The sequence below is a fragment of the Rhodobacteraceae bacterium LMO-JJ12 genome (assembly GCA_021555075.1).
In the GTDB taxonomy this organism is placed as follows: domain Bacteria; phylum Pseudomonadota; class Alphaproteobacteria; order Rhodobacterales; family Rhodobacteraceae; genus JAKGBX01.
In genome coordinates this window covers 220,110-241,243 of sequence record JAKGBX010000003.1, presented here as the reverse complement: position 1 = coordinate 241,243, position 21,134 = coordinate 220,110, and the positions used below count along the sequence as shown (strand labels likewise).

General features: G+C 56.4%; 14 protein-coding genes. 1 reads left to right on the top strand and 13 read right to left on the bottom strand.

All coding sequences use genetic code 11. The features are described 5' to 3' along the window. Positions 1–932: 932 nt before the first annotated feature. Positions 933–2,765, bottom strand: a complete 1,833-nt coding sequence (locus tag LZG00_17405) for a TniQ family protein (protein MCF3595770.1) — start codon at positions 2,763–2,765, stop codon at positions 933–935. 109 nt (positions 2,766–2,874) lie between these two features. After that, complete coding sequence (locus tag LZG00_17400) at positions 2,875–3,762, bottom strand: TniB family NTP-binding protein (protein ID MCF3595769.1); 888 nt, start codon at positions 3,760–3,762, stop codon at positions 2,875–2,877. Between the two features lie 708 nt (positions 3,763–4,470). On the opposite strand from LZG00_17400, the gene LZG00_17395 reads away from it, so the two are divergent. Continuing rightward, positions 4,471–6,135, top strand: a complete 1,665-nt coding sequence (locus tag LZG00_17395; GenBank protein MCF3595768.1) for a serine hydrolase — start codon at positions 4,471–4,473, stop codon at positions 6,133–6,135. Between the two features lie 131 nt (positions 6,136–6,266). Here the strand turns inward: LZG00_17395 and LZG00_17390 are convergent, their stop codons facing one another. The 11 genes from LZG00_17390 to LZG00_17340 all read right to left on the bottom strand — a co-directional run bounded on the left by LZG00_17390 (position 6,267) and on the right by LZG00_17340 (position 20,624). Then, positions 6,267–7,067 carry a carbohydrate ABC transporter permease gene (locus LZG00_17390; GenBank protein MCF3595767.1) on the bottom strand — a complete coding sequence of 267 codons (801 nt, stop codon included), beginning with the start codon at positions 7,065–7,067 and terminating at the stop codon, positions 6,267–6,269. Further along, entirely contained in the window at positions 7,064–7,957 is an 894-nt protein-coding gene (locus tag LZG00_17385) for a sugar ABC transporter permease (protein ID MCF3595766.1), read from the bottom strand. The genes LZG00_17390 and LZG00_17385 overlap by 4 nt, the downstream gene beginning before the upstream one ends. A 57-nt stretch (positions 7,958–8,014) precedes the next feature. Further along, positions 8,015–9,277, bottom strand: a complete 1,263-nt coding sequence (locus LZG00_17380; protein MCF3595765.1) for an ABC transporter substrate-binding protein — start codon at positions 9,275–9,277, stop codon at positions 8,015–8,017. 98 nt (positions 9,278–9,375) lie between these two features. After that, positions 9,376–10,395, bottom strand: a complete 1,020-nt coding sequence (locus tag LZG00_17375; protein MCF3595764.1) for an ABC transporter ATP-binding protein — start codon at positions 10,393–10,395, stop codon at positions 9,376–9,378. Next, the gene (locus tag LZG00_17370; GenBank protein ID MCF3595763.1) at positions 10,392–11,153 is read right to left on the bottom strand and encodes a DeoR/GlpR family DNA-binding transcription regulator; all 762 of its coding nucleotides are present in this window, start codon (positions 11,151–11,153) and stop codon (positions 10,392–10,394) included. The genes LZG00_17375 and LZG00_17370 overlap by 4 nt, the downstream gene beginning before the upstream one ends. Positions 11,154–11,974: 821 nt before the next feature. After that, the gene (locus LZG00_17365) at positions 11,975–13,012 is read right to left on the bottom strand and encodes an IS110 family transposase (protein ID MCF3595762.1); all 1,038 of its coding nucleotides are present in this window, start codon (positions 13,010–13,012) and stop codon (positions 11,975–11,977) included. Between the two features lie 343 nt (positions 13,013–13,355). After that, on the bottom strand, positions 13,356–14,369 hold the full coding sequence (locus LZG00_17360) for an IS110 family transposase (protein ID MCF3595761.1): 1,014 nt from the start codon (positions 14,367–14,369) through the stop codon (positions 13,356–13,358). 294 nt (positions 14,370–14,663) lie between these two features. Further along, positions 14,664–16,142: a type I restriction-modification system subunit M gene (locus LZG00_17355; protein MCF3595760.1), complete on the bottom strand. Its 1,479-nt coding sequence runs from the start codon at positions 16,140–16,142 to the stop codon at positions 14,664–14,666. Next, entirely contained in the window at positions 16,139–16,459 is a 321-nt protein-coding gene (locus LZG00_17350; protein MCF3595759.1) for a hypothetical protein, read from the bottom strand. The genes LZG00_17355 and LZG00_17350 overlap by 4 nt, the downstream gene beginning before the upstream one ends. Next, complete coding sequence (locus LZG00_17345; protein MCF3595758.1) at positions 16,456–17,958, bottom strand: restriction endonuclease subunit S; 1,503 nt, start codon at positions 17,956–17,958, stop codon at positions 16,456–16,458. The genes LZG00_17350 and LZG00_17345 overlap by 4 nt, the downstream gene beginning before the upstream one ends. Then, positions 17,955–20,624 (bottom strand): DEAD/DEAH box helicase family protein, encoded by a 2,670-nt coding sequence (locus LZG00_17340; GenBank protein ID MCF3595757.1) that lies wholly within the window; start codon positions 20,622–20,624, stop codon positions 17,955–17,957. The genes LZG00_17345 and LZG00_17340 overlap by 4 nt, the downstream gene beginning before the upstream one ends. Between the last annotated feature and the right edge of the window lie 510 nt (positions 20,625–21,134).

The following is a 21,134-nucleotide window of genomic DNA, read 5'->3' as shown; positions in this document are numbered from 1 at the left end:
CGACATCTCAATGTGGCTTCTACAGAAGTTTCGGGTGCCATTCGTCCACCTTTGGGTGGACAGGCACCCCTTCCAGCAAAGTCGGGAAATCGCATGCCTCTCGGTGATGCAATGGCAGCAGCACCTTGATCTATTGGCTGCTGCAGCAAGGGAGGCATTCCTTGCGCTCGGATATCAGATCCAGGACCTTGGAGATGCTTTGATGCCTTGCGCTTGCTGTGATGGCAGACATTCTCATCACGAGGCCCTCATAGCCTATACGCGGATAGAGGCCGCGCTAAGCGCACGAACAGCAAGCCGTACGTAAACCATACATAAAGTGACAAAAAAAAGTGGGGTGGCCTTTGGCCGCCCCATTTGCGTTTCAGGCCATGAACCTCAGATAGGGGGCCACCGAATATGGTTGCCCCCCTGAGACGATCCAGTGCTCAAAGAGCAACAGCATCCCATCCATCGATGAGCAAAGAGCTTGCCCTTGCCCTTGCCCTGGAGATTTCAAAACGGAACAGAAATTTCTCCTAATTCGGTTTTGGGCGGCATTCCTGTCGCACCATATCCCTTGGGACAGAGTCGAACCTCGGGCACTATGCTTCAGGGGCCAAAAACAAGAAAATCGGGCGTTCCCGCCCGATAGACTTCTTATGCTTGCAAAATGGCCATTCTAACCCGGCCGGTGGCCATTAATTGGCAGTCAGAACAACACAAGTGTCGACGCGGGCATAGTTATGCCAAGCTCAATTTTAGCTCACAAAAATAGCATATAAAATCAGCCACTTGCGGATAGGCCAAAATTGACAGCCTGAAAAGAGCGGCTGCTTTTGCCAAGCGGTCGGGCAAAGTATTGCCAGCAGGATCGGGGCGAGTTTTGCCAACACAGGCACAAAAAAGGCCGCCCCGAGGGGCGGCCTGTGTTTCGTAATGACAATTTTTACTCAAAGGTCTTTTCGGCGGAACACCTTTGCCCCCAGAAGGCTGCGATCCACTATAGGTTCGATGCCAGCCCGAGTTAGCTTCAAGGACATTGATTTTGTGCCGACACCATTGCGGTCTGCAATTTCCTGGAGCGTGACATACTTTGCACGAAATTCGTCCAGATCCTCTTTGGCATAGCAGTATCGGATCGTGCCGCGGGCATTGGTGATCATCGTTGCTTTGAGAAAAGGTTGGCCAGCGACATCCATCGCGGTCCGGAGGCGCTCGATTGCCAGCAGCCTCAAGCCAATACGATCTGCTGCTTCCTTGGCCGACAACCCTTGCTCCGCAACCATATCTCCGGCAGCTGACCGAACCTCGTCGGCATCGACAAACACGGATCGAAAGCGCAGATCGTCATCCCCGACCTCGACCTTCGACAACCGCTCTTCAAGCACGAGGGCCACAATGTCTGCGGCAGGCACGCGCGCAATTTCCGACGCTTTGATGACGTCGGTCATACCGGGGCTTGCGACAGCTACCCGCCGCCCATTGGCGCGAAACCTGATGAGAAACTCGTCAAGATCGTCATTCGCGACACTGGACAAGACGCCGCCCGTGATCGACGGGTCATCCGCCAGCTTCTTCAGGAGTCCAGTTTGCACCATCATTTGTGCCTGTGTGCGGTTGCAGTTCAGATAATCGGGTATCTTTTTGATAGGTGTGGAGTTTTTGATCCGGAGCGCCAGTGCTTCGCCGTCAACTGCGTCGAACGTCTTCCTGATTTCGATGTGCTCCGGGTCTCCGTCGGCCAGCAGCCCCGTGATGACCAAGGCCCGGTTCAAGATCTTCTGGTGTAATCTGCTCACCTTCGACAACGTGGCCACCGTATGCCGTTTCCGCTTCAAAACCTTGCCACCGAACAGTACCGTACCTGGCTCGACGGGCATATGATCAATGATGAAATCTCGCACGACGTCCTGGATAGGTCCAGGATCTTGCTTTGATTTATTGAGCTGCAACCAGTCATAAATCCGGCCCAGTGCTGACGGTGCTCCACCCCAGCGCTTGTCAATGATCGCTTCCTGCACGATGCTTTCCAATATCCTGTATATGCCTTCCGGCCCCTGAGATACGGCCTCCATGCCAACAGCGCCCGCTTCATCCCATTGCTGGATTGTCAGATCATCGATATCAGCGTGAGCCCCACGGATGCGACAGACTCCAAGCATTTCGCAGGCGCGCGCCGCTTGATCGATGCGCTGTCCGTCCATCCAGCGGGGGCCTTCCATGCCGGACAGCCGATCCACAACATACGTCTGAAGCGGCGACACGCTTGCTGTCCCAGCGTTTTCAACCTGTTCGGCAAGCTCCTGAACTGATGGCGCTACCCTATCCATGTCCTGGAAGCGCTCGAAATGTCCCACGTTCCTGCGCCGAGTGAGGATGATGCCATGGCGTGGGCAAACGCGGACCGACGCTAACATCCACGACAGGCGCCCTACCCTGTCACCATTGGCCTCCTCTGTGGCATCATCAATCAAACACGCCGGACAATAGGTGGTGTGGGTGCGCGTCATGAACGCGGGCCCAAAGGTTTCTCCCTGGTAGGTCAGAAGGCGATCACCGACTTTTTGCGGACCACATCCCAGGACCTGCTCTTCGGAAACGCCTGTCAGCTTTGACAGGCGTTCCACAGCATAATCGCTCAGGTCCTTCACATGGGCCTGGCTGATCTCCATCATATGAAGAAAGTCCGCGCAGGGCAGGCCAGTGTGGAAACGGGCAACGCGGGCGCACCATGAAACGGTGGTTTCATCGGCGTATGGGGGCAAGATTGGCAGCATGGACATGATCTCAGACCCTCTCCAGCTTTTTCTTCTGCCGTTTTGTACGCGCCTCGTCGTATTCTTCGGCTCCTGCATCGAGCGGAATCGAAAGCCAGTGTTCGCTCAAAAGACATTAGCACTGGGATCGCAGCCTTCCTGCATCGCCCATGCTTCGGCAAAATGATCGACGGTGAGGATTTTGTCGCCCCCCCCACAGCGCATATTCGATGGCATTGATGATCGTGTCGATGCCACGCCCAAAGCGGTGACGGCTGGCGGTAATCAAGCGCGCCATCACGTCGGCATCGACGCGCGCCTTGATTGCGGCCTCTTCGCAATAGTGTTCGACCAGAGAGATCAGCCCAGTTTCGTCAACGCCATGCTGCAGATTTGACGGCATGATCTTGGTAAAGCACCGCGAAACTTGAGGATCGAATGCGGCGACCTCTGCCAGACGCCGTGTCCCACTCAGAATCGGAATGGCCGCATTGTCGCCCTGCATCAGGGACTTGATCATGCGCAGCGAACTTTCGGTGTCATTGGCCGACCGCGCCATGATGAGATCCTGCGCTTCATCCAACCAAAGGACACTGATCCCGGCAGCCGTGAGCCGCTGTTTCACGGCTTCCCAGATCTCCCATACTTTCGCCCTGGACCCGACATGCTCCACACCCAAGGCCGCAAGGATCGCCAAACCAACGCTTTTCAAAGTCGCGGGGCTCGGCACCTGGATCTCAAGGTAGCGCGGCTCGCCAGTTTCGGGATTCTGCGCCAGGAATTTTGATTCACCGAGAATCGTGCGGACGGCGGTCGTCTTGCCCCCGCCGGGTTCTTCGATGAGAATAATTCCACGGGTTTCCTGTCCCGCCGTGTAGCGACAAGGCACTGAGGTCATTCCCCCGTCGTCATCGACTTCGAACAAGCGATAGAGGTGCTTCCTGAGCTCACTGTCGCGCTCGGTTGGAACATGGATCTTGCGCAGCTTTTGGATTTGCGCAGCGACACTGGTAGTGGCGTTCATGATCTATGCTCCCTGAAACTGTGTTGCGCTTGATGCGTAGCTACGCATCTCGAGGTTTTCATTGGTCATTCTGAGGTCCTCCGAACGGATGGTTTGCAAAAAGCCGGTGCCAGCACGCAGGCGGGTAACCGGTTCGTTTTCAGAATTTGCGCTCGTTGTTCTCACGGCAGAAATCGCTTGACGCTACGTCATGCTGATTTCTGTCGTCGAGTGCGCCGGGCCGCTGGCACAGCCACGGTCCAATTGAAGAATATCGAAATTAATTCAGTCGTTTGCGGACTTCCCGCCCCGAACTTCAGAACACGGCCGATTTTGGGACAATTGCGATAATTTCCAAATCCGGCAGCAGCCAAGCACCTGATTTCTGACCTCAATGAGGAGATTGGCTACCTGTCCGTAAGACGAAGTAAAAACTGGCTGGCAGGCCCATTTTCTTCTCGCGGTCTGTGAAGTGACGAACCGAATGAGCATCAATCCGAAATTTGGAACGACTGCCCAAATACCCTCAAGATCGAGATAAAAAGGTGGCAGCACGGTCCGCCACGAGGGACGAATGGCACCCATTCCGCAGCGGAATCTGCCAGCATTGCCGGTCATGCAAAGCCCTCCTAACCTTGCTGTCACCCGACCCTTTCAATCCGTCGGACTTCTGTCAGAATGCGTGAGCCTGTTTTCAAATAGGCTGCGTCCAGACCAAGGAAACGACATTTGAAAAATCGTTTGGAATTGTCGGCCGCATCTGCCCAGCCACAGTCAGGGCGAGGTGCAGGTCACAGGCTGCTTGGCGGCGCGCTGTTATCGGTCGGCCTACTTGCCGGGGCGTCGCCATGTGCGGCAGATATGGACAGCTCCCTGCCCGCCCTCGCCTTGCCCGATCCGATGACCGCGCCGCCCATGGCGGTGCTACTGTCCGTGCCAAAGGAACGGATCATGACAGCGGTCTCGACGCTGGATGATCTCGGTCAGAATGTCCTGACACACACCGGCATTCCGGGACTGGCTATTGCCGTCGTCCACGACGGACGCACCATTTATGCTCGGGGTTTCGGCATCCGTGCCGCTGGGCGCCCGGAGCGCGTCGATGCCGATACGGTCTTCCTGCTGGCCTCGCTTTCAAAACCGGTCGGTGCCACGGTCGTCGCGACGCAGGTGGATGCCGGTCGCGTGCAGTGGGATAGCCCGGTGCGCGATTTCCTGCCCTGGTTCGATATGGGCGATCCTTGGATCAGCGATCATGTCACCATTGGCGATCTCTACGCGCATCGCTCCGGCCTGCCGGACCACGCCGGTGACGATCTTGAGGATATCGGCTTTGACCGTCGCGCGGTGCTGGAGCGGCTTGCGCTACTGCCGAAAGGCGCGTTTCGGACGAAGTACGCCTATACCAACTTTGGACTGACCGCCGCAGCCGGGGCCGTGGCGGCGGCGGCAGGCATGGATTGGGCCACCCTGTCGGAAACCGCGCTCTATTCGCCGCTGGGCATGACATCGACCAGCTCGAAACACGCCGACTACATGGCGCGCGACAACCGCGCCTCAAGCCATGTCGCAGTTGGGGATGGATATGCGGTGGCCGACACACGCCAGCCGGATGCGCAAAGCCCGGCTGGCGGTGTCAGCTCCAACGCGCAGGACATGGCTCGCTGGATGGCGATGGTGCTGGGCCGTGGCATGGCAGAGGGGTCACGCGTGGTCTCCGAGGAGGCGCTCTTGCCGGCCCTGTCCGCGCAGATGATCCGGGGGGCGCCGATGGACATCTCAGCCCGGCCAGGTGCATACGGTTTCGGCTTCAATGTCGACACGCGGCTGTCAGGGCGCGTCATGCTCAGTCATTCCGGCGCTTTCGCGCTTGGGGCGTCGACCAGTGTTGCGATGGTGCCCGACCTCGATCTGGGCATCGTGGTATTGACCAGTGCGCCCCCCGTCGGCGCCGCCGAAGCTGTTACGGCGAGCTTCCTCGACCGGGCGGAACTCGGGGCCGACAGCCGCGACTGGCTGGCTGCCTATGCCCCGCTCATGGCGCCACTTTCGGCGCCGGTGGGGCATCTCGTGGGCGCAGAGCCGCCCGCTGACCCCGCCCCGGCGGGGCCGGTTGACCGTTATGTCGGCATCTATGACAATGCGTATTTCGGTCCCGTGTCGATTGCTATGACCAACGGGCCGCTTGTTCTGAAACTGGGGCCGGGCAACCGGGAGCTGCCAATGCGGCATTGGGATGGCGACACATTCGTGGTTTACCCGGTGACCGAGAACCAGTCGGCCGGCTCGGTCTCACTTGTCGAATTTCTCGAAGTTCCCCCGGAAGCAGGAATGGCACTGCAGATCGAACACCTGAACGGCGAAAGCCTCGGCGTCTTTCGACTCCGGGAATGACGCGAACGGCCCAAAGCTGCCATCCCGCGACCATCTTGGATACTGGAATACAGCTTGTCATAGCGGACCTTCACCGCAACTGAAAATACGCGTTTATCTGTCAAAAACGGTATCAACTGAAAGTGGAGAGGTCATTTTACACCAGCGGTCAAAAACGCCTGCACAAACTGGCGTTGAAAGATCAGGAACCCGATCAGCAGAGGTGCAATCATCATGATCGTCGCGGCGGAAATGATCGAGATATCAACCCCGTTTTCAGGCGCGCCAAACAGCGAAAGACCCACGGTCAAAGGCCGGGCGTTATCAGAGTTGGTCACGATCAACGGCCACAAGAAGTTGTTCCAGTGAGTAGAGATCGAAACCAGCGCGTAAGCCAGATAGGTCGGACGCGCGGCTGGCACATACACGCGCCAAAGGACACCAAGCGTGGAACAGCCCTCAATGCGTGCAGCCTCATCCAGGTCTTTGGGAACAGATTTGAAGGTCTGCCGCATCAGGAATATCCCGAATGCTGAGGCCATATAGGGCGCCCCGATACCCATCAGCGTATCAATCAGCCCCAGTGAGGCGGCAACGCGGTAGTTCTCGACAATCAAAACTTCGGGCAGAATAAACAGTTGCAGCAAGACAAGGACAAACACCGTGTCGCGCCCTTTGAAGCCGATTTGAGCAAAGGCAAAACCGGCAAGTGTGCAAAGGATGAATTGCCCGATCAGGATCAGCGTCACCAAAATAAAGGTGTTAAGAAAATAACGCAACCAAGGTGCGCCATCCCAAGCAGTTCGGAAGTTATCGAGCGTTAAAGGGGCGGTCAGCCGAAAATTTACCGCATCAGTTACGGTGTGAAAGCCTGCCCAAAAGGCAAATATCAGGGGGGATATCCACAGGATGGCCAGCACAATGGCCAACGCGGCTTCGAATTTACGGCTCATCGGTAGTGGGCCTTTTTGTCAAAGATAGCAAACTGAAGCGCAGCGAGGATGCCAAGAACCGCGAGGACCAGCGCCGTCATTGCCGCCGCTGTGGGGCGGTCGAAGTAGGCAAAGGCATGTTCCCAGATATAATAAAGGATCAGTTTGGAACTGTCGGAAGGCCCGCCTTTGGTCAGGATAAACAAGTGGTCGATCAGCTTGACCGAGTTGATCATCGCATTAACCAGTATGAACAAGGTGGTTGGCATCAACAGCGGCAGCGCGATGCAGCGGGTGTAGGTCCAGCGCGATGCGCCCTCGATGTCTGCGGCCTCTTTCAAATCGGGCGGGATGGTTTGCAGGGCCGCCAGATAGAAGATCATGAAGAAACCGGACTCTTTCCAGATGGTCACTACACAAATGGCCCAAAGCGCGGTGCTTGGCTGGCCAAGCCAGTTCACCGGATCGGCCCCGAATAGACCCGCGATCTGGTTCAGGATACCAAAGCTGGGCGTATAAAAGAACAGCCAAAGGTTTGCCGCCGCGATCATCGGCAGAACGGTGGGGGTGAAATAGGCGGTTCGCACAAAGCCGCGCGCCGGAAGTGTGGCATTCGCCCAAAGCGCCATTGTCAAGGCCATACCAATAGAAACGGGAATGGTTAAACCTGCATAAAACAAGTTGTTCTGCACAACGAGCCAGAAGCCGGGATCGTCGAACATATGGCGGTAATTCTCAAGCCCGACAAATTCCGACGGGCTGCGCCGTGTGCCGCGTGACCAGAGCGAGGTGAACACCGTGGCGACGGAGGGATAAAGGGCGAAGACGGATAGCATGACCAACGAGGGTGCCAGCAACAACCAGCCATTTATGGCACGGCGTCGGCGCTGTAATGCAAAGTGGTCTGTCATGCCGTTCTCCGGTTAAAGAATGGGGCCAGCCCGGTTAGGCCAGCCCTGCTTTATGACTTATTTGTAAGGGCGCAGTAGACGTTCGGCTGCGCCTTGGGCATCGTTCAATGCTTCTTCAGCAGTCTTATCACCCGTCAGAACCGATTGGATCGCGCCATTCAGGCCGTCCCGCACGCGTGCGGTCTCGAATGTTGAGAATTCAGCAACGGCATGTTCAAGCTGGTCACGGGCAACCAAAGCCGGTTTGAAGTCCTCAACATAGGATTTCAGTGCATCGGTTTCGTATGCCGCAGGAGAAACTCCCATGTAGCCGGTCGAGATCGACCATTCGGCCGCTTGCTCGGGCGCTGTCATGAACTGGATCAGATCAAGGGCGGCTTGCTGTTCTTCGTCACTGGCGTTCTTAAATACATAGAAGTTGCCGCCCCCCGTGGGCGAACCAAGACGTTTGTTTGCAGGTAACATGGCCACGCCAAAATCAAACTCCGCCGCGTTTTTTACAGCGGTCAAATTGCCGGTAGAATGCCACATCATAGCCGTCTTGGATTCAAGGAATGCCTGACGCAATGTGCCCCATTCAACCGTGCCTTCGGGCATGATCTTGTGCTCTGTGCTTAGGGATTTCCAGAATTCCAAGGTTTCAATTGCGACTGGGTCGTTGAAATAGGTTGTGACCCCATCGTTCGACATCAATTCCTTGTCGTTCTGGATCGCCAGTGCTTGGAACATCCAGTAAGGATAACCCGTCGAGGGGATCATTATACCATAATGGTCGTCATTGGTCAGCGCCTTGCCCATGGATACCATTTCGTCCCAGGTTGTTGGGGCTTTTTCAGGGTCCAGACCTGCGGCGCGGAACATGTCCTTGTTGTAATAGGCAACGATTGTTGAGCGCTGGAACGGCACGCCCCATGTTTTGCCTTCAACTTGGCCGTTGGCCATCAAAGCGGGATAAAAGCTGTTGAGCCATCTGGTGTCTTCTTCGCCCTCGATCAGGTCGTCAAACGCAACAATATGTTCTTGCTCAAGCAGGTCATAGGCATCGATGGAGAACATGACAGCAAGATGCGCAGGCTCGCCTGCGTCAAGGGCGGCAAGTGCTTTGATGCGGGCATCGTCATAATTGCCGGCATAGATCGCGTTCACTGAAACGTCTGGGTTTTGCGCTTCGAATTTGGCGACAATACCGTCAACGACTTCGGTCAAGGCACCGCCAACGGCGATGGGGTAATACATGGTCAACTCGGTTTCGGCAGTCGCCGGGTTGACGAGCGCCGTTGAAGCGGCCAAGAACGCAGCTACAGTCGTAATTCGGGTCATTTTAATGTCCTCTTTGACAAGTTTGGTTGGAGATGGAGCCTTACGGCCAGCCGATGGCGCAGGATTTTGGCGAATACGCGCCATAGGATTCTTTGTGGTTACTTCTGGGGTTCCTTTTCAATTTTACCGGTGACGGCATTGAAAAGGAGCCTGCTTTCTTGCGGGAGTTGAACGCCGATCTTATGCCCTAATTCAAAGTGGGCATCGTCGTTCGTAATCGCGGCCAGTCCTTTGGTGGCCGGATGGCTTAGGGCAAGTTGCGTCTCACTGCCCATAAATTCGAAATCGTCGACAACAACGTTTAGATGGCCGTGACCCGAGGGGACAACTTTGACAGCTTCGGGGCGTATCCCGACTGTGTACCCACCGTCATATCCCAAAGCGGCCCCGTCGATCAGCGACATAGGCGGCTCACCAATGAACTGTGCGGCAAAGGTTGTAGCGGGTCGGGTGTAAAGTTCGGCGGGTGTGCCTACCTGTTCAATCCGGCTGTTGTTCATCAAAATGACCTTGTCCGACAAACTCATCGCTTCGCCTTGATCGTGGGTGACATAAACAACCGTAAGGCCGAGTTTGCGCGACAGCGTGCGAACGTCGCGCCGCACAGAGTTGCGCAGTTTAGCATCGAGGTTCGAGAGCGGTTCATCCATCAGACAAAGCGGCTTTCGCGCAACGGCTGCGCGGGCAAGGGCAACACGTTGACGTTGCCCGCCCGAAAGCGCGGAAGGCTTGCGCCGCTCAAGCCCTGTTAGGCCTGTCATCTCCAGAACTTCGGCAAGCCTTGTGTTACGCTCGGTCTTATCAATTCTGCGGACTTTGAGGCCAAACAAAATGTTTTCGGCAACGCTCAGGTGAGGGAACAATGCGTATGACTGAAACACCATCGACAGGTTGCGCTGTGCGGGGGGCAGCGCGGTTACATCGCGCTCATCGATCAAGATCCTGCCCGCTTCGGGATGTTCCAACCCTGCGATCAAGCGCAACAGGGTGGACTTGCCGCAGCCGGAGGGGCCGAGGATAGACAAAAACGCGCCTTTGGTCAGCGTTAGGTCAATGCCGACGACGCCACCTTGATCGTCCCATTGACGTGTGATGCCCTCAAGCGACAAAAAGCTCATATCGGTTCTCCGGCGACAATCAGGCGGCCATCCAGCACGTCAAGAAGGGGACCGAAATTATCGGCAGGGCGCGCGTTGGTTACGAAATGGGAAACATCGGCGAGGTTTCCGCCGAATGCCGCGGCACGGCGGCCAAACTTCGTAGCATCGGCAACAAGTACACTTTGGTGTGCATTCGCGTGCATTGTTTGCCGGATGCGCACTTCGGCCTCGTGGAAGTCGAGCAAGCTGCCATCGGCGTCAATCCCGCCCACGCCGTAGATCGCATAATCGGCACGGTATCCCTCGACGAGGGCCAACGCCTGTTCTCCGAGGATGTCACTATCTGGCAACCGCAATTCGCCACCGGGCAGGATAATTCGTACATCAGACGCTTCGGATAAAATCATCGCAACATTCAGATTATTTGTAATGACGGTGAGGCCTGTGCGGCCCGTCAATGCTCTGGCGACAAGGGCGGGAGTGGTTCCGATTGAAAAGAACAATGTTGCCCTGTCTGGAATGAGGTGCGCCGCCCGACTTGCAACCTGCCTTTTCGCCGCGATGTTAAGGGATGTACGCACCGAATAGGGCAGGTTTGACGCGTCCTCAACAAACTCGGCGCCGCCGTGAAACCTGCGTAGTTTTCCTTGTTCGCACAACGCTTTGATGTCCCGCCTGATTGTATGGGGCGAGACCTTGAGGGCGTCGGCGAGTGTATCGACGCTTACTCGTCCTTTGGATTGTGCGTGTTCGAGAATCATTCGATGTCTGTTCATGTGGGCTCCTAAATGTTCGTATGAGCACTCCATGTTACATTGACATGACAGCCATTGTCCGAAGCGGTGAATTTTTGTGTGCATTAGAGCAACGCGGCACACAGTATGCGCGGCGTTTGATGGTTTCCGAACCACTGCACGAAACATGCCTATTGCTGGTTGGAAACCATATGTAGATATGCTGTTACTCGCGAGACATTTCCCTTTGCCTCCCTACGCGCCTCATAGGGCGCTACAAAAGCGTCGCCCTGCTAAAGAGATTATCCACCTCTTTCAGACGTGATCACTTTCAACTAATGGTGGATGCTCTGCCAGCTTTCCCGCATTGATCCTGATGGGAAATACCTGGGAATTGGTGTGTTTCTATCAAGCCGTTTCCAAGCGTATGGAATGGACCAGTGCCGATACAGCACCTTCTTGTAATATATCTTCGGCCAGCGACAGGTCCCGCAGGCCCGCAGCGAGCGCCGCAATCAGCCGCCCCGATCCAACCGTATCACGCGGTCAACCTCCTGAACGACGGCTTAGTCCGGCACACCGGACCTCGGGGCAAAACGCATCAAAGGCCTTCTCTAATTGTGTGTCTGGGTCAAGCTCGTTTTCCTTCTTTTGAATGATCAAGGATCGTTTGTCCGGGTCACGCTTCTCTTCGCAGTCTGGTTTGGCGTTCGAAATGGCGCCGCTGCATGCATGTGTCGGATTGGAAGTGGAGAGCCACGCTTTCCGGCGCGCTTCAAATTGCGCAGCAGACATTTTCGGCTTAATCCACGAACCTCGTCCGGATTGGACGATCCCGTCAGGTTAGGTGGTAGGCTACTTGTTCATGCCGTGCCTCCAACTTGTTCCTGACGGAATTCACTGCCGTCGATCCACATACGGTGGAGCAGAACGGCAAGTTTGCGAGCGACGGCAACAACTGCGCGTCGGCGACCTTTGGTGCGCATCAATCGCATGCCCCATGATTTAATCTGTGACCCTGCCATCGTTCGCATCAGCAATGCGTTGGCAGCGGCGTAAAGAGTTGCGCGAACAACTCTATCCCCAGCCTTTGATATTCTGCCAGGATTGTCATGCTTTCCAGACTGAAATCGCCTTGGGGTCAGGCCAAAGTGTGCTCCAACTGTACGCGACCGCTTAAAGCGACTCGGATCATCAACTGCCGCCTTGAATGTCAGCGCTGCAATCGGCCCAACACCTGGAACGGTCATCATGCGCATGCAAACTTCGTCTTGAGACGCCGCACGTTTCACGCGCCGGTCCAGCTCGAGGTAGTGTTGGAGCAAAACCGCCCGCGCGTCGAGCAATGGAATGATCGCATGCGCAAGGACGTCATCGATCTCGATCATCGGCCTTACCAAGCCATCAAAAGACCCGTGTTTCACTGTTCGGGGCAATCGCACGCCGAAGATTTTCAGCAGGCCACGAACCTCGTTGGCCAGATCCATTGTCTTCTTGAGCAAAGCTTTGCGCGTGCTCAATAGCGCCCTCAGCCCGTGGGCTTCTCGGCTCTTCATATGAACCGGACTGAACCAGCCTGTTCGTAGGATTTGGGCAATGCCCTTTGCATCTGTCTTGTCGGTTTGGTTTCGCATCGCAGATAAGGCGGCACTTACTTGCCGAGCTTCCATGCGTACGACTTCGAAGCCTTTTGATTGCAAGCCAAAGAACAGATGTTGGCTCACTGCTCCGGCTTCAAAACCAACGCGTTCTATTGGGTGCTCAAAAGCTGCGAGATAGTCGGCGATGTCCTCAACTTCGCATGGCAGCTCTCGCTCAAGGTAAACCTTGCCTTTGCTATCGACGATGCACATCGCACAAGACCGAAGCGACACATCTAAACCAGCATAGTATTCCATCATCTGTCTCCCTTGTTCACAGCTATGCTGTGATCCTATCGGGAGCTCGACCAAAGTGCAGGGTCAGCCCAATTACGCATGCTTCCCGCCCATTCTGTTCTCTAATTCGTCAATGCGGGTTTCCAAATGTCGCATTGTGATGTCAGAGGTTGCCTTTGTTCTGTTCGAACTCTTGGGTTCATAATGGGGTTGGCTGGGTGTGGGTCGGCAAGGTGGAAACCGCAATCATACCGTTGGTGTTGGTTGTTGCTACAGAATCGACGCCGTGTCTCACGCCCTCCCTCGGGCATTGTCCCAGATGGGAACTTTGATTTTGGAATCCTCGTAATTGTCGCTCTGGTGATCCTTATGCGAACTGGAATTCGGTTTGGTCGCGCATCATCGCGTGCAGGATGATAGCGAGGCGTCTGGCGAGGGCCACACGTGCCTTCCTCATTGTTGAGCGCGTACCAATCGCAAGCGCCCATTCCTTCAATTTGAGCGGGCCAGCATACCTCGTCAGCATGACATTGGCCGCCTCGTACAGGAGCGTTCGGACCCTGGTATCACCCCGTTTCGAGATGCTGCCGACATAGTCCACTTCTCCGGACTGATGCCGCCTTGGGACAAGCCCAAGGTACGGCCCGACATCGCGCGATCGTCGGAACCTCGACGGATCATCTATTGCGGCCGCAAAAGCCAGTGCCGTGATCGGCCCGACACCTGGGACGGACATAAGACGTGAGCAGGTTTTCGATTTACGGGCCATCTTCTTAATATCGGCATCAATTGCAGCAACGGCCGCCAAAATTGCTTCGCGTGCTGCAAACAATCCGTTCAATGCAGCATGAAGACCTGGAACCCCATTACTCACTTTCAGAGCGGCATCTTTGAACGCAGGCGACAGTGCCCGTGGCAACCGTACACCAAATACGACCACCAGCCCACGGATCTGATTGTCGATTGTCACGCGCTGCCCGACCAGTTTCTTGCGTGCTGCGATCAGTGACCGTATCGCATGAGCAGACAGCGATTTGACGTGGGTAGGTTTGTAGAACCCGGTCCGCGCCAGATGTGCCAGGCCGCGCGCGTCATTTCGGTCTGACTTGTGACCGGCCAGTGATTTGAGGGCCTGATAGGCTTGTCTGCTTTCAATGCATTGGATTGGAATGCTGCGTTCAGTAAGCCCGTGGTACAGCATCGGTGCCATTCTGCCGGTCTCAAACACAACGCCTGCACAAGTTGGGCCAGCCGCGAGAAAATCACTAATCGCATCTGGTGACGAACGTGTCTTTCCTTCTCGGATCAACACGCCGTCACGATCCAAAACACAAACGTGCGTCTCTTCCATCGAGACATCCAATCCAGCAAAATACTCCATTTTTCACTCCTCCATAGGGTTGCGAATACAGTCTACCAGACGAGTTGCAGAGCCAGATTCAGATTACACCATGTTGAAAAACTCTTTTCTGCACCTCCAAATTTCGGAAAAGTGGAAAACCGTTCCCCGACGAGCTGATTGCGGCCTATGATGCGGTTGGAATTTGGGTAATTCGGAATTTTGTTCTTCCAAATTTGGTGCCAACGCGCTGTATTGGAGTTTTTCAACACAATCTGCCCTTCGAGTAAAATAAGCCAAAATGAATGGCCGAATTTCCATCTGCCATCGTGCAAGTCATCTTATGCTCTGCACAACTGATTTAAAGCTCTCCATCGCGGCTCCCAAATTCTCGAGAATTTCTTCCGCCAGGACCTCTGGATCAGGTAGGTTTTCGAGGTCGGTCATCGAAGCATCGCGCAGCCAGAACAAGTCAAGGCTGGCCTTGTCACGTTGCAACAGATCTTCGCGGGGGTAGGCCCGCCAGCGACCATCCGGGGTGGCCTCGCTCCAGGTTGCTTCCCGCTCATGCCGGTTGGCTGGATTGTAGCAGGCGATGAAATCTTCCAAGTGCGCGAAGGTCAGGGGCTTTTGCTTGAGCGTATGATGCACATTCGTGCGGTAGTCGTAATACCAGATCTGTGACGTCTGCGGATCTGGGCTGGCGGCGCGGTTGTCGAAGAAGATGACGTTGGCCTTCACGCCCTGAGCATAGAAAATCCCGGTAGGCAGACGCAGGATCGTGTGCAGATCGGTATTCTGCAAAAGCTTGCGCCGGATCGTCTCGCCAGCACCGCCCTCAAAAAGCACGTTATCGGGCACGACGACGGCAGCGCGGCCGGTGGTTTTCAGCATCGTGCGGATGTGCTGCACAAAATTTAGCTGCTTGTTCGAGGTGGTCGCCCAGAAATCCTGCCGGTTGTAGGTCAGATCGTCGGTTTCCTGCTCCCCCTCGGCATTGGTAAAGCTCATCGAGCTTTTCTTGCCGAAGGGCGGGTTCGCCAGAATATAGTCGAAAGTCTCGGACGGTGGTGAAATCAGCGCATCGGCGGGCGAGACCAGAGAGTCGCCGGTCATCTCGCCGATCCCATGCAGGAACATGTTCATCAGGCACAGCCGCCGTGTACCGGCGACGATTTCGTTCCCGAAGAACGTCTCGTGCTTCAGAAATGCCTTCTGGGCCTTGTCGAGTGCGAAATTCTCATCGTCTGTCAGGAAATCATGGGCGGCAAGGAAAAAACCGCCAGTGCCGCAGGCCGGGTCGGCGATCGTCTTGCCCGGCTCGGGGCGCATGCATTCCACCATGGCGCGGATCAGGGCGCGCGGGGTGAAATACTGGCCAGCGCCCGATTTGGTGTCCTCGGCGTTGCGCTCCAGCAGGCCCTCGTAAATGTCGCCCTTCACGTCGGCGCCCAGCATCACCCATTGTGTGCCGTCCACCATGTCGATCAGGCGGAACAGCTTGGCGGGATCGGTGATCTTGTTCTGCGATTTGGTAAATATCTGGCCCAGCATGCCCTTCTGCTCGCCCAGCTTGCGCAGGAGGGCGACGTAATGCGCCTCCAGATCGGCGCCACGGCGGGTGGTCAGGCTGGTCCAGTCATAGCCCGCGGGAACACCCACATCACGGCTGTAGGGCGGCTTGGCGTATTCATCCGCCATCTTGAGGAAGATGAGATAGGTCAGCTGTTCGAGGTAATCACCATAGCCCACGCCGTCGTCACGCAGCGTGGTGCAGAAACTCCAGACCTTGGAGACGATGGGGGCGGTGTTCATGTCCAGTGTCCTTCTTTGAAGGGAATTTCAGAACTCTTGCAAAGGTCGCGCAGGGCGGAATAGGTCAGCCGGCCGTCGCGGACAAAGGCGTCGCGGGCGATGAGGGCAAGGAACGCCTGCGCGTGGCTGGCGGCGATGTCCAGCCAGAATTCGTGATCCCAGTCGCCCCAGAATTCCTCGGCCTTGGGACCGGCATAAACCCCGTCGATCTTCAGGCTGCCATCGGGCTGAAAGACCAGGTCGATCTGCGTGGTATCGGCACCGTCCGGATTTTCGATCCGGTCATGGTAAAGAGGAAATCGCTGGCCGTCCGTCATGCCGTCGCCTTTCGTTTCCGTGTCGCCTTGGGAGCCACGGCGCGCTCGGCCTTGATACGGGCCAGCAGGGCAACGGCGGACTCGTCCGACGGATCTTGGGGGACGAGTTGGCCGGAAAAGGCTTTTTTCAGGATGGATTGGCGCAGAGCGTCGGCGCGGGTGAGGGCGGCGTCGATTTCGGCCTCAAGCCGCGTGGCGGCGTCGAGGCGGGCGTCGAGGATGCGGGTGATTTCGGTTTGTTCGGCGGGAGAGCAATAGGGAAATGGGTATTCCTGAAGTTTGCTCGCATTGATGTTCGATTGATTGACGCCATCGGTTTTCACGGTCTTACCGTGTTCGCTGGCGAAAGGCGAATTGAGGAAGTAGTTAAGGTAAGGACCGGATGCGATCTCTTCGATCTGGTTGACCCGTACCAAGTAGCCCGCGAACAGTGCGGGCTGCTCACCCCCGTAAATTGAGGTCTTGCCGACGAGTTCTGGGCTGTTTGTTCGGTTGAACAGGACATCTCCGGGCTTCAACAAATACTGTTCGATTTCGTCCGGATCGGAGGTAAATGCCAGGTTGTCCCAATCGATGCGGCCACGCTGGAGGTTGCCCATGCGGATTACGGGCAATGCGCCAGTATCCGCGGACTTCGCCGCCGTTCCATACTTAGGTCCCGACGAGCACAGGCCCAAGTGTGCCCATGTCCAACCATGGGGTAGATCCGGCAACTCAATCCGTAGATTTTGCAGTTGATCCGGAAACGTTGCTGGCCGTTTTGCCTTCGCGGGTTTCTTGCTCTTTTCGCCACCGGCGCGCCATTTGGCGAGGGCAACTTGCCAGTCGGCCAGCGCGGTCTTGTAGCGGGTCTCGCGTTCCTTTTGGATGCGGGCGAGGAGGGTTTCGGGGGCTTCCAGCTTGTCGACATTCTTCGCGCGCCAGTCGGCGGTGAGGCGGCCCTCAAAGGCGGATTTCAGCAGGGACTGGCAGTAGAGGCCGAGAGTGCTGCGCGCCGTTTGCAGGCTCTCGACCCCCTTGTCGATCTCGTCAAACAGCGCCTCGATCTTCTTGACGATGCAGCGCTGTTCGTTGAGGGGAGGCAGGCAGAAAACGCGTTCAAAGGAAGCTTTGGTTTTTACGAATGGCTGTCCGCTTCCACCCCTTATCCAGAAATCCTCATCGTTGACCATCCACCAAAAGAATTTTGGGTCCAATGCTTCTGATTCTGGCCAAACAACATGAGTATTGGCAACCGCACTCCATTTTTCTTTCGCAAAGAAACACTTTCCACATCTTGCCCCGACTGCAGAAACGATGATTGCAATACCCTCATGCTCATAGTGATCGAGCCAAACGTCTTGACCAGAGGCGCTAAAGCCCGGGAAAAGTCTGGGCGCAGGTGCGCTAAATTGCTTCCCTTTAATAAGCTTCGAATTTCCGGAATGATGCGTGGTAACATCGTCAAAGGTACAATATGCCCATCCCGTGGGCGCTTTTGATGGAGTTATGAGCCTCATGCCGAGAGCGCCTCATTCATCTCGGTCATCACATCGTCCATCCCATCGCCAAAGAGTGCATACATCTGCCCCAAACCGCCCTTGCCGTCAAAGGGGGACATGTCCAGATCGTCACGCTCGATGGTGAAGGAGGTGGCGAGGTGGTCGCGGATCATCCGCAGCCAACCCATCTGTTCCTCGGTGAATTTCTCGCCTTTCCCTGCGTGCCGGTTCAGCACCCAGTTCTGGAAGTTGCGCCGCACCCGCTCGGAATGGCGGGTGAGGGTTTCATCCAGCCCTGTGACACGGCGGATCAGGGCCACAAGCGCGGTCAGGTCGCTGGCCGGATTGCTGCCCTTGTAGTCATCCAGATGCGCATAGGCCCGCCAGACGGTGAGCGGGGCAAGGCGCGGGCGATCCTCGGTCAGCTTTTTCAGCACGTCCTTGACCATGGCGTAGGTGACGTCTGACCGGCGGGCGGGGGTGTTGAAGTAGATCGACAGCGCCTCGATCTCATCGCGGTTTTCGGTCAGGTATTCCTCGAACTCCTGCGCGATCTTCTGGGCGTTCTCGGCCACGTTGCCCGCCCATTCGGCCCGTAGCAGCGTGTCGAGATTGTCATGGTCGATGGTCTGTTCATTGTCGCGCCGGATCGTATCCATCAGGTTGATCAGCGGGCCGGTGAAGACGTTGGCGGCCTGTTTGATCCGTTCTTCACGCGCTATCTGCATGGCGGCATCGTCAGGCTCGGGGTGACCGGCAGCCTTGGCATCGGCCTCGACCTTGTCCGGGTCGATGGCGTCGAAAAGATCGCGCACGATTGCGGTGAGGGAGATTCCGGCCTCGGTGGCGATCTTCTCCTGATCCTCAGCCTCCAGCTTGTTATCGAGCCGCGACAGGCGTGCGCCAAGGGAGCTGACGGTTTCCTCGGATCGGTCGCCCATCATCAGCCCCATGGCGAGGTCCTTGAAGGGGATGGAGGGCTTGGTGTCGAGCGGCTGGCTGGCGGTCTTCAGCGACTTGGTGACGCCCACGGCATCGACGATCACATAATGGGTCTTGGCCTGGGCGGAGGGCGAGACCTTCTTCAGGTCGTCAGGTTTCAGCACGCGGGTGCCGCGGCCTTTCATCTGCTCAAAGTAATTTTTCGATTTCACATCGCGCATGAAGATCAGGCATTCGAGCGGTTTGACGTCGGTGCCGGTGGCTATCATGTCGACGGTAACGGCGATGCGCGGGTAATATTCGTTGCGAAACGCCGAGAGCGAAGATTTCGGGTTCTTCGCGGCATTGGTGATCTTGCGGCAGAAATCGTTGCCCTCGCCAAATTCCTGCCGGACGGTCTGGATGATGTCATCGGCATGGCTGTCGGTTTTGGCGAAGATCAGGGTTTTCGGCAATTCCTTGCGGCCCGGGAAGATGTTGGGCCAATTGTCGTGAAAGGCGCGGATCACGGTGCGGATCTGGTCTGGGTTGACGACAGAGCGATCCAATTTGCTGCTGGTATATGCCTCGTCGTCATCCTGCGTTTCCCAGCGCCGCGCGCGGGTGTCGCGCTCTCGCTTCTCGATCAACTGCTCGGCCTTGATGGTGCTGCCGCCCTGGGTGACCTCGGTCTCAATTAGATAGATCTCGTTGCCGACGTTCACCTTGTCCGCGACGGCCTTTTCGTGGGTGTATTCGCTAACGACGTTCTTCTGGAAGAAACCGTAGGTGCGGTTGTCGGGCGTCGCGGTGAGGCCGATGAGATAGGCGTCGAAATATTCAATCACCTGACGCCATAGATTGTAGATCGAGCGATGGCATTCGTCGATCACGACGACATCGAAATACTCAGGGGGCAGTTTCGCGTTGTAGACAACCGGCAGTGGCTCCTTCCGGCGCCATGTGTGTTCAGCCGGATTGTCGTCCTCGGCACCTTCCTTCAGCTCCTCGCCCTTGAGCGTGGCATACATGCGCTGGATCGTGGAGATGACGACCTGACTGTCACCCGCAATGGACGGCGAGGTCAGGCGCTGGACATTATAGAGTTCGGTGAATTTCCTATTGTCGTCGTTGGGCAGGAAGGCCATGAACTCCTGCTCGGCCTGTTCGCCGAGGTTCTTGGTATCGACCAGAAACAGGATCCGCCGCGCGCCCGCATGTTTCAGCAAGCGATATGCTTGCGTGATTGCGGTGAATGTCTTGCCCGATCCCGTCGCCATCTGGACCAGAGCGCGGGGTTTGTCAGCCTTTAGGGAGGCCTCCAGATTGGTGATCGCCGTGATCTGGCAGTCACGCAAACCATCGGGATCAAGCGCTGGCAGCGCTGCAATGCCCGCCCGGAAGGACTGCTGTGTCTGCGCCCAGGATTTCAGCGTCTCTGGGCGATGGAAGGTGAAGATTTCCCGAGAGCGGGGGTGCGGATCGCGTCCATTGGTGAAGCGGGTGATCTCGCCGGTGCTCTCGTAGACAAACGGGAGGGGTTGCGTTTGGTTCACCCATTTCAGCTTGGCCCCGGCATATCCCTCTGATTGCTCCTCGACTGTGGTGAGCCGCACACCCCAACTATCGGGCTTGGCCTCCACCACACCCACAGCCTGCCTGTCCGCGAACAGAACATAATCGGCCGGACCGATATCGGTCTGATATTCGCGAACCGCGATGCCGGGGCCTGCAGCAAAGTCCAAATGGCTCTTGTTCTGCACTTGCCATCCGGCAGCACGCAGCCGCCGATCAATTCGGTCCCGCGCCAACTGTTCAGGGGTTTGGTTCAACGTAGGCAAGATGTTGTGAACTCGAAATTGCGTTTCTGATGGCACTGTAAGCGTTCCAAGAGGTTTTGCAATTGCGCCATCCCGAACCAAACAAAGGCAAATTCATTTCGGAGTTCAAAGCGAGCCATCTTTGACAATCGACATCAAAGAGAACTGCCGAGGGAAAAATTCGCCGCCTCGCAGACATCTTCGACAGCAGCCGCGAAAATAGGACTATCCTCGGAAGTCTTTGTGGGGCCAAGTGGAGCCACGAGAATTCTCAATGTCGGTGAGGATAGCATGTACTTCTGCCAAGCATGCTTGCCGGTTGTGGAACTCGGTCTCAACCTCACCCTTCTCAACGGCAGAGGGGATCGGAATCTGAAACTCCCTGAGATCTTTGATCGCAATTGTCTGAATGGTGGCCCCGCCTGCCAGGGAACGAAGGGCCGCTGCCCACGA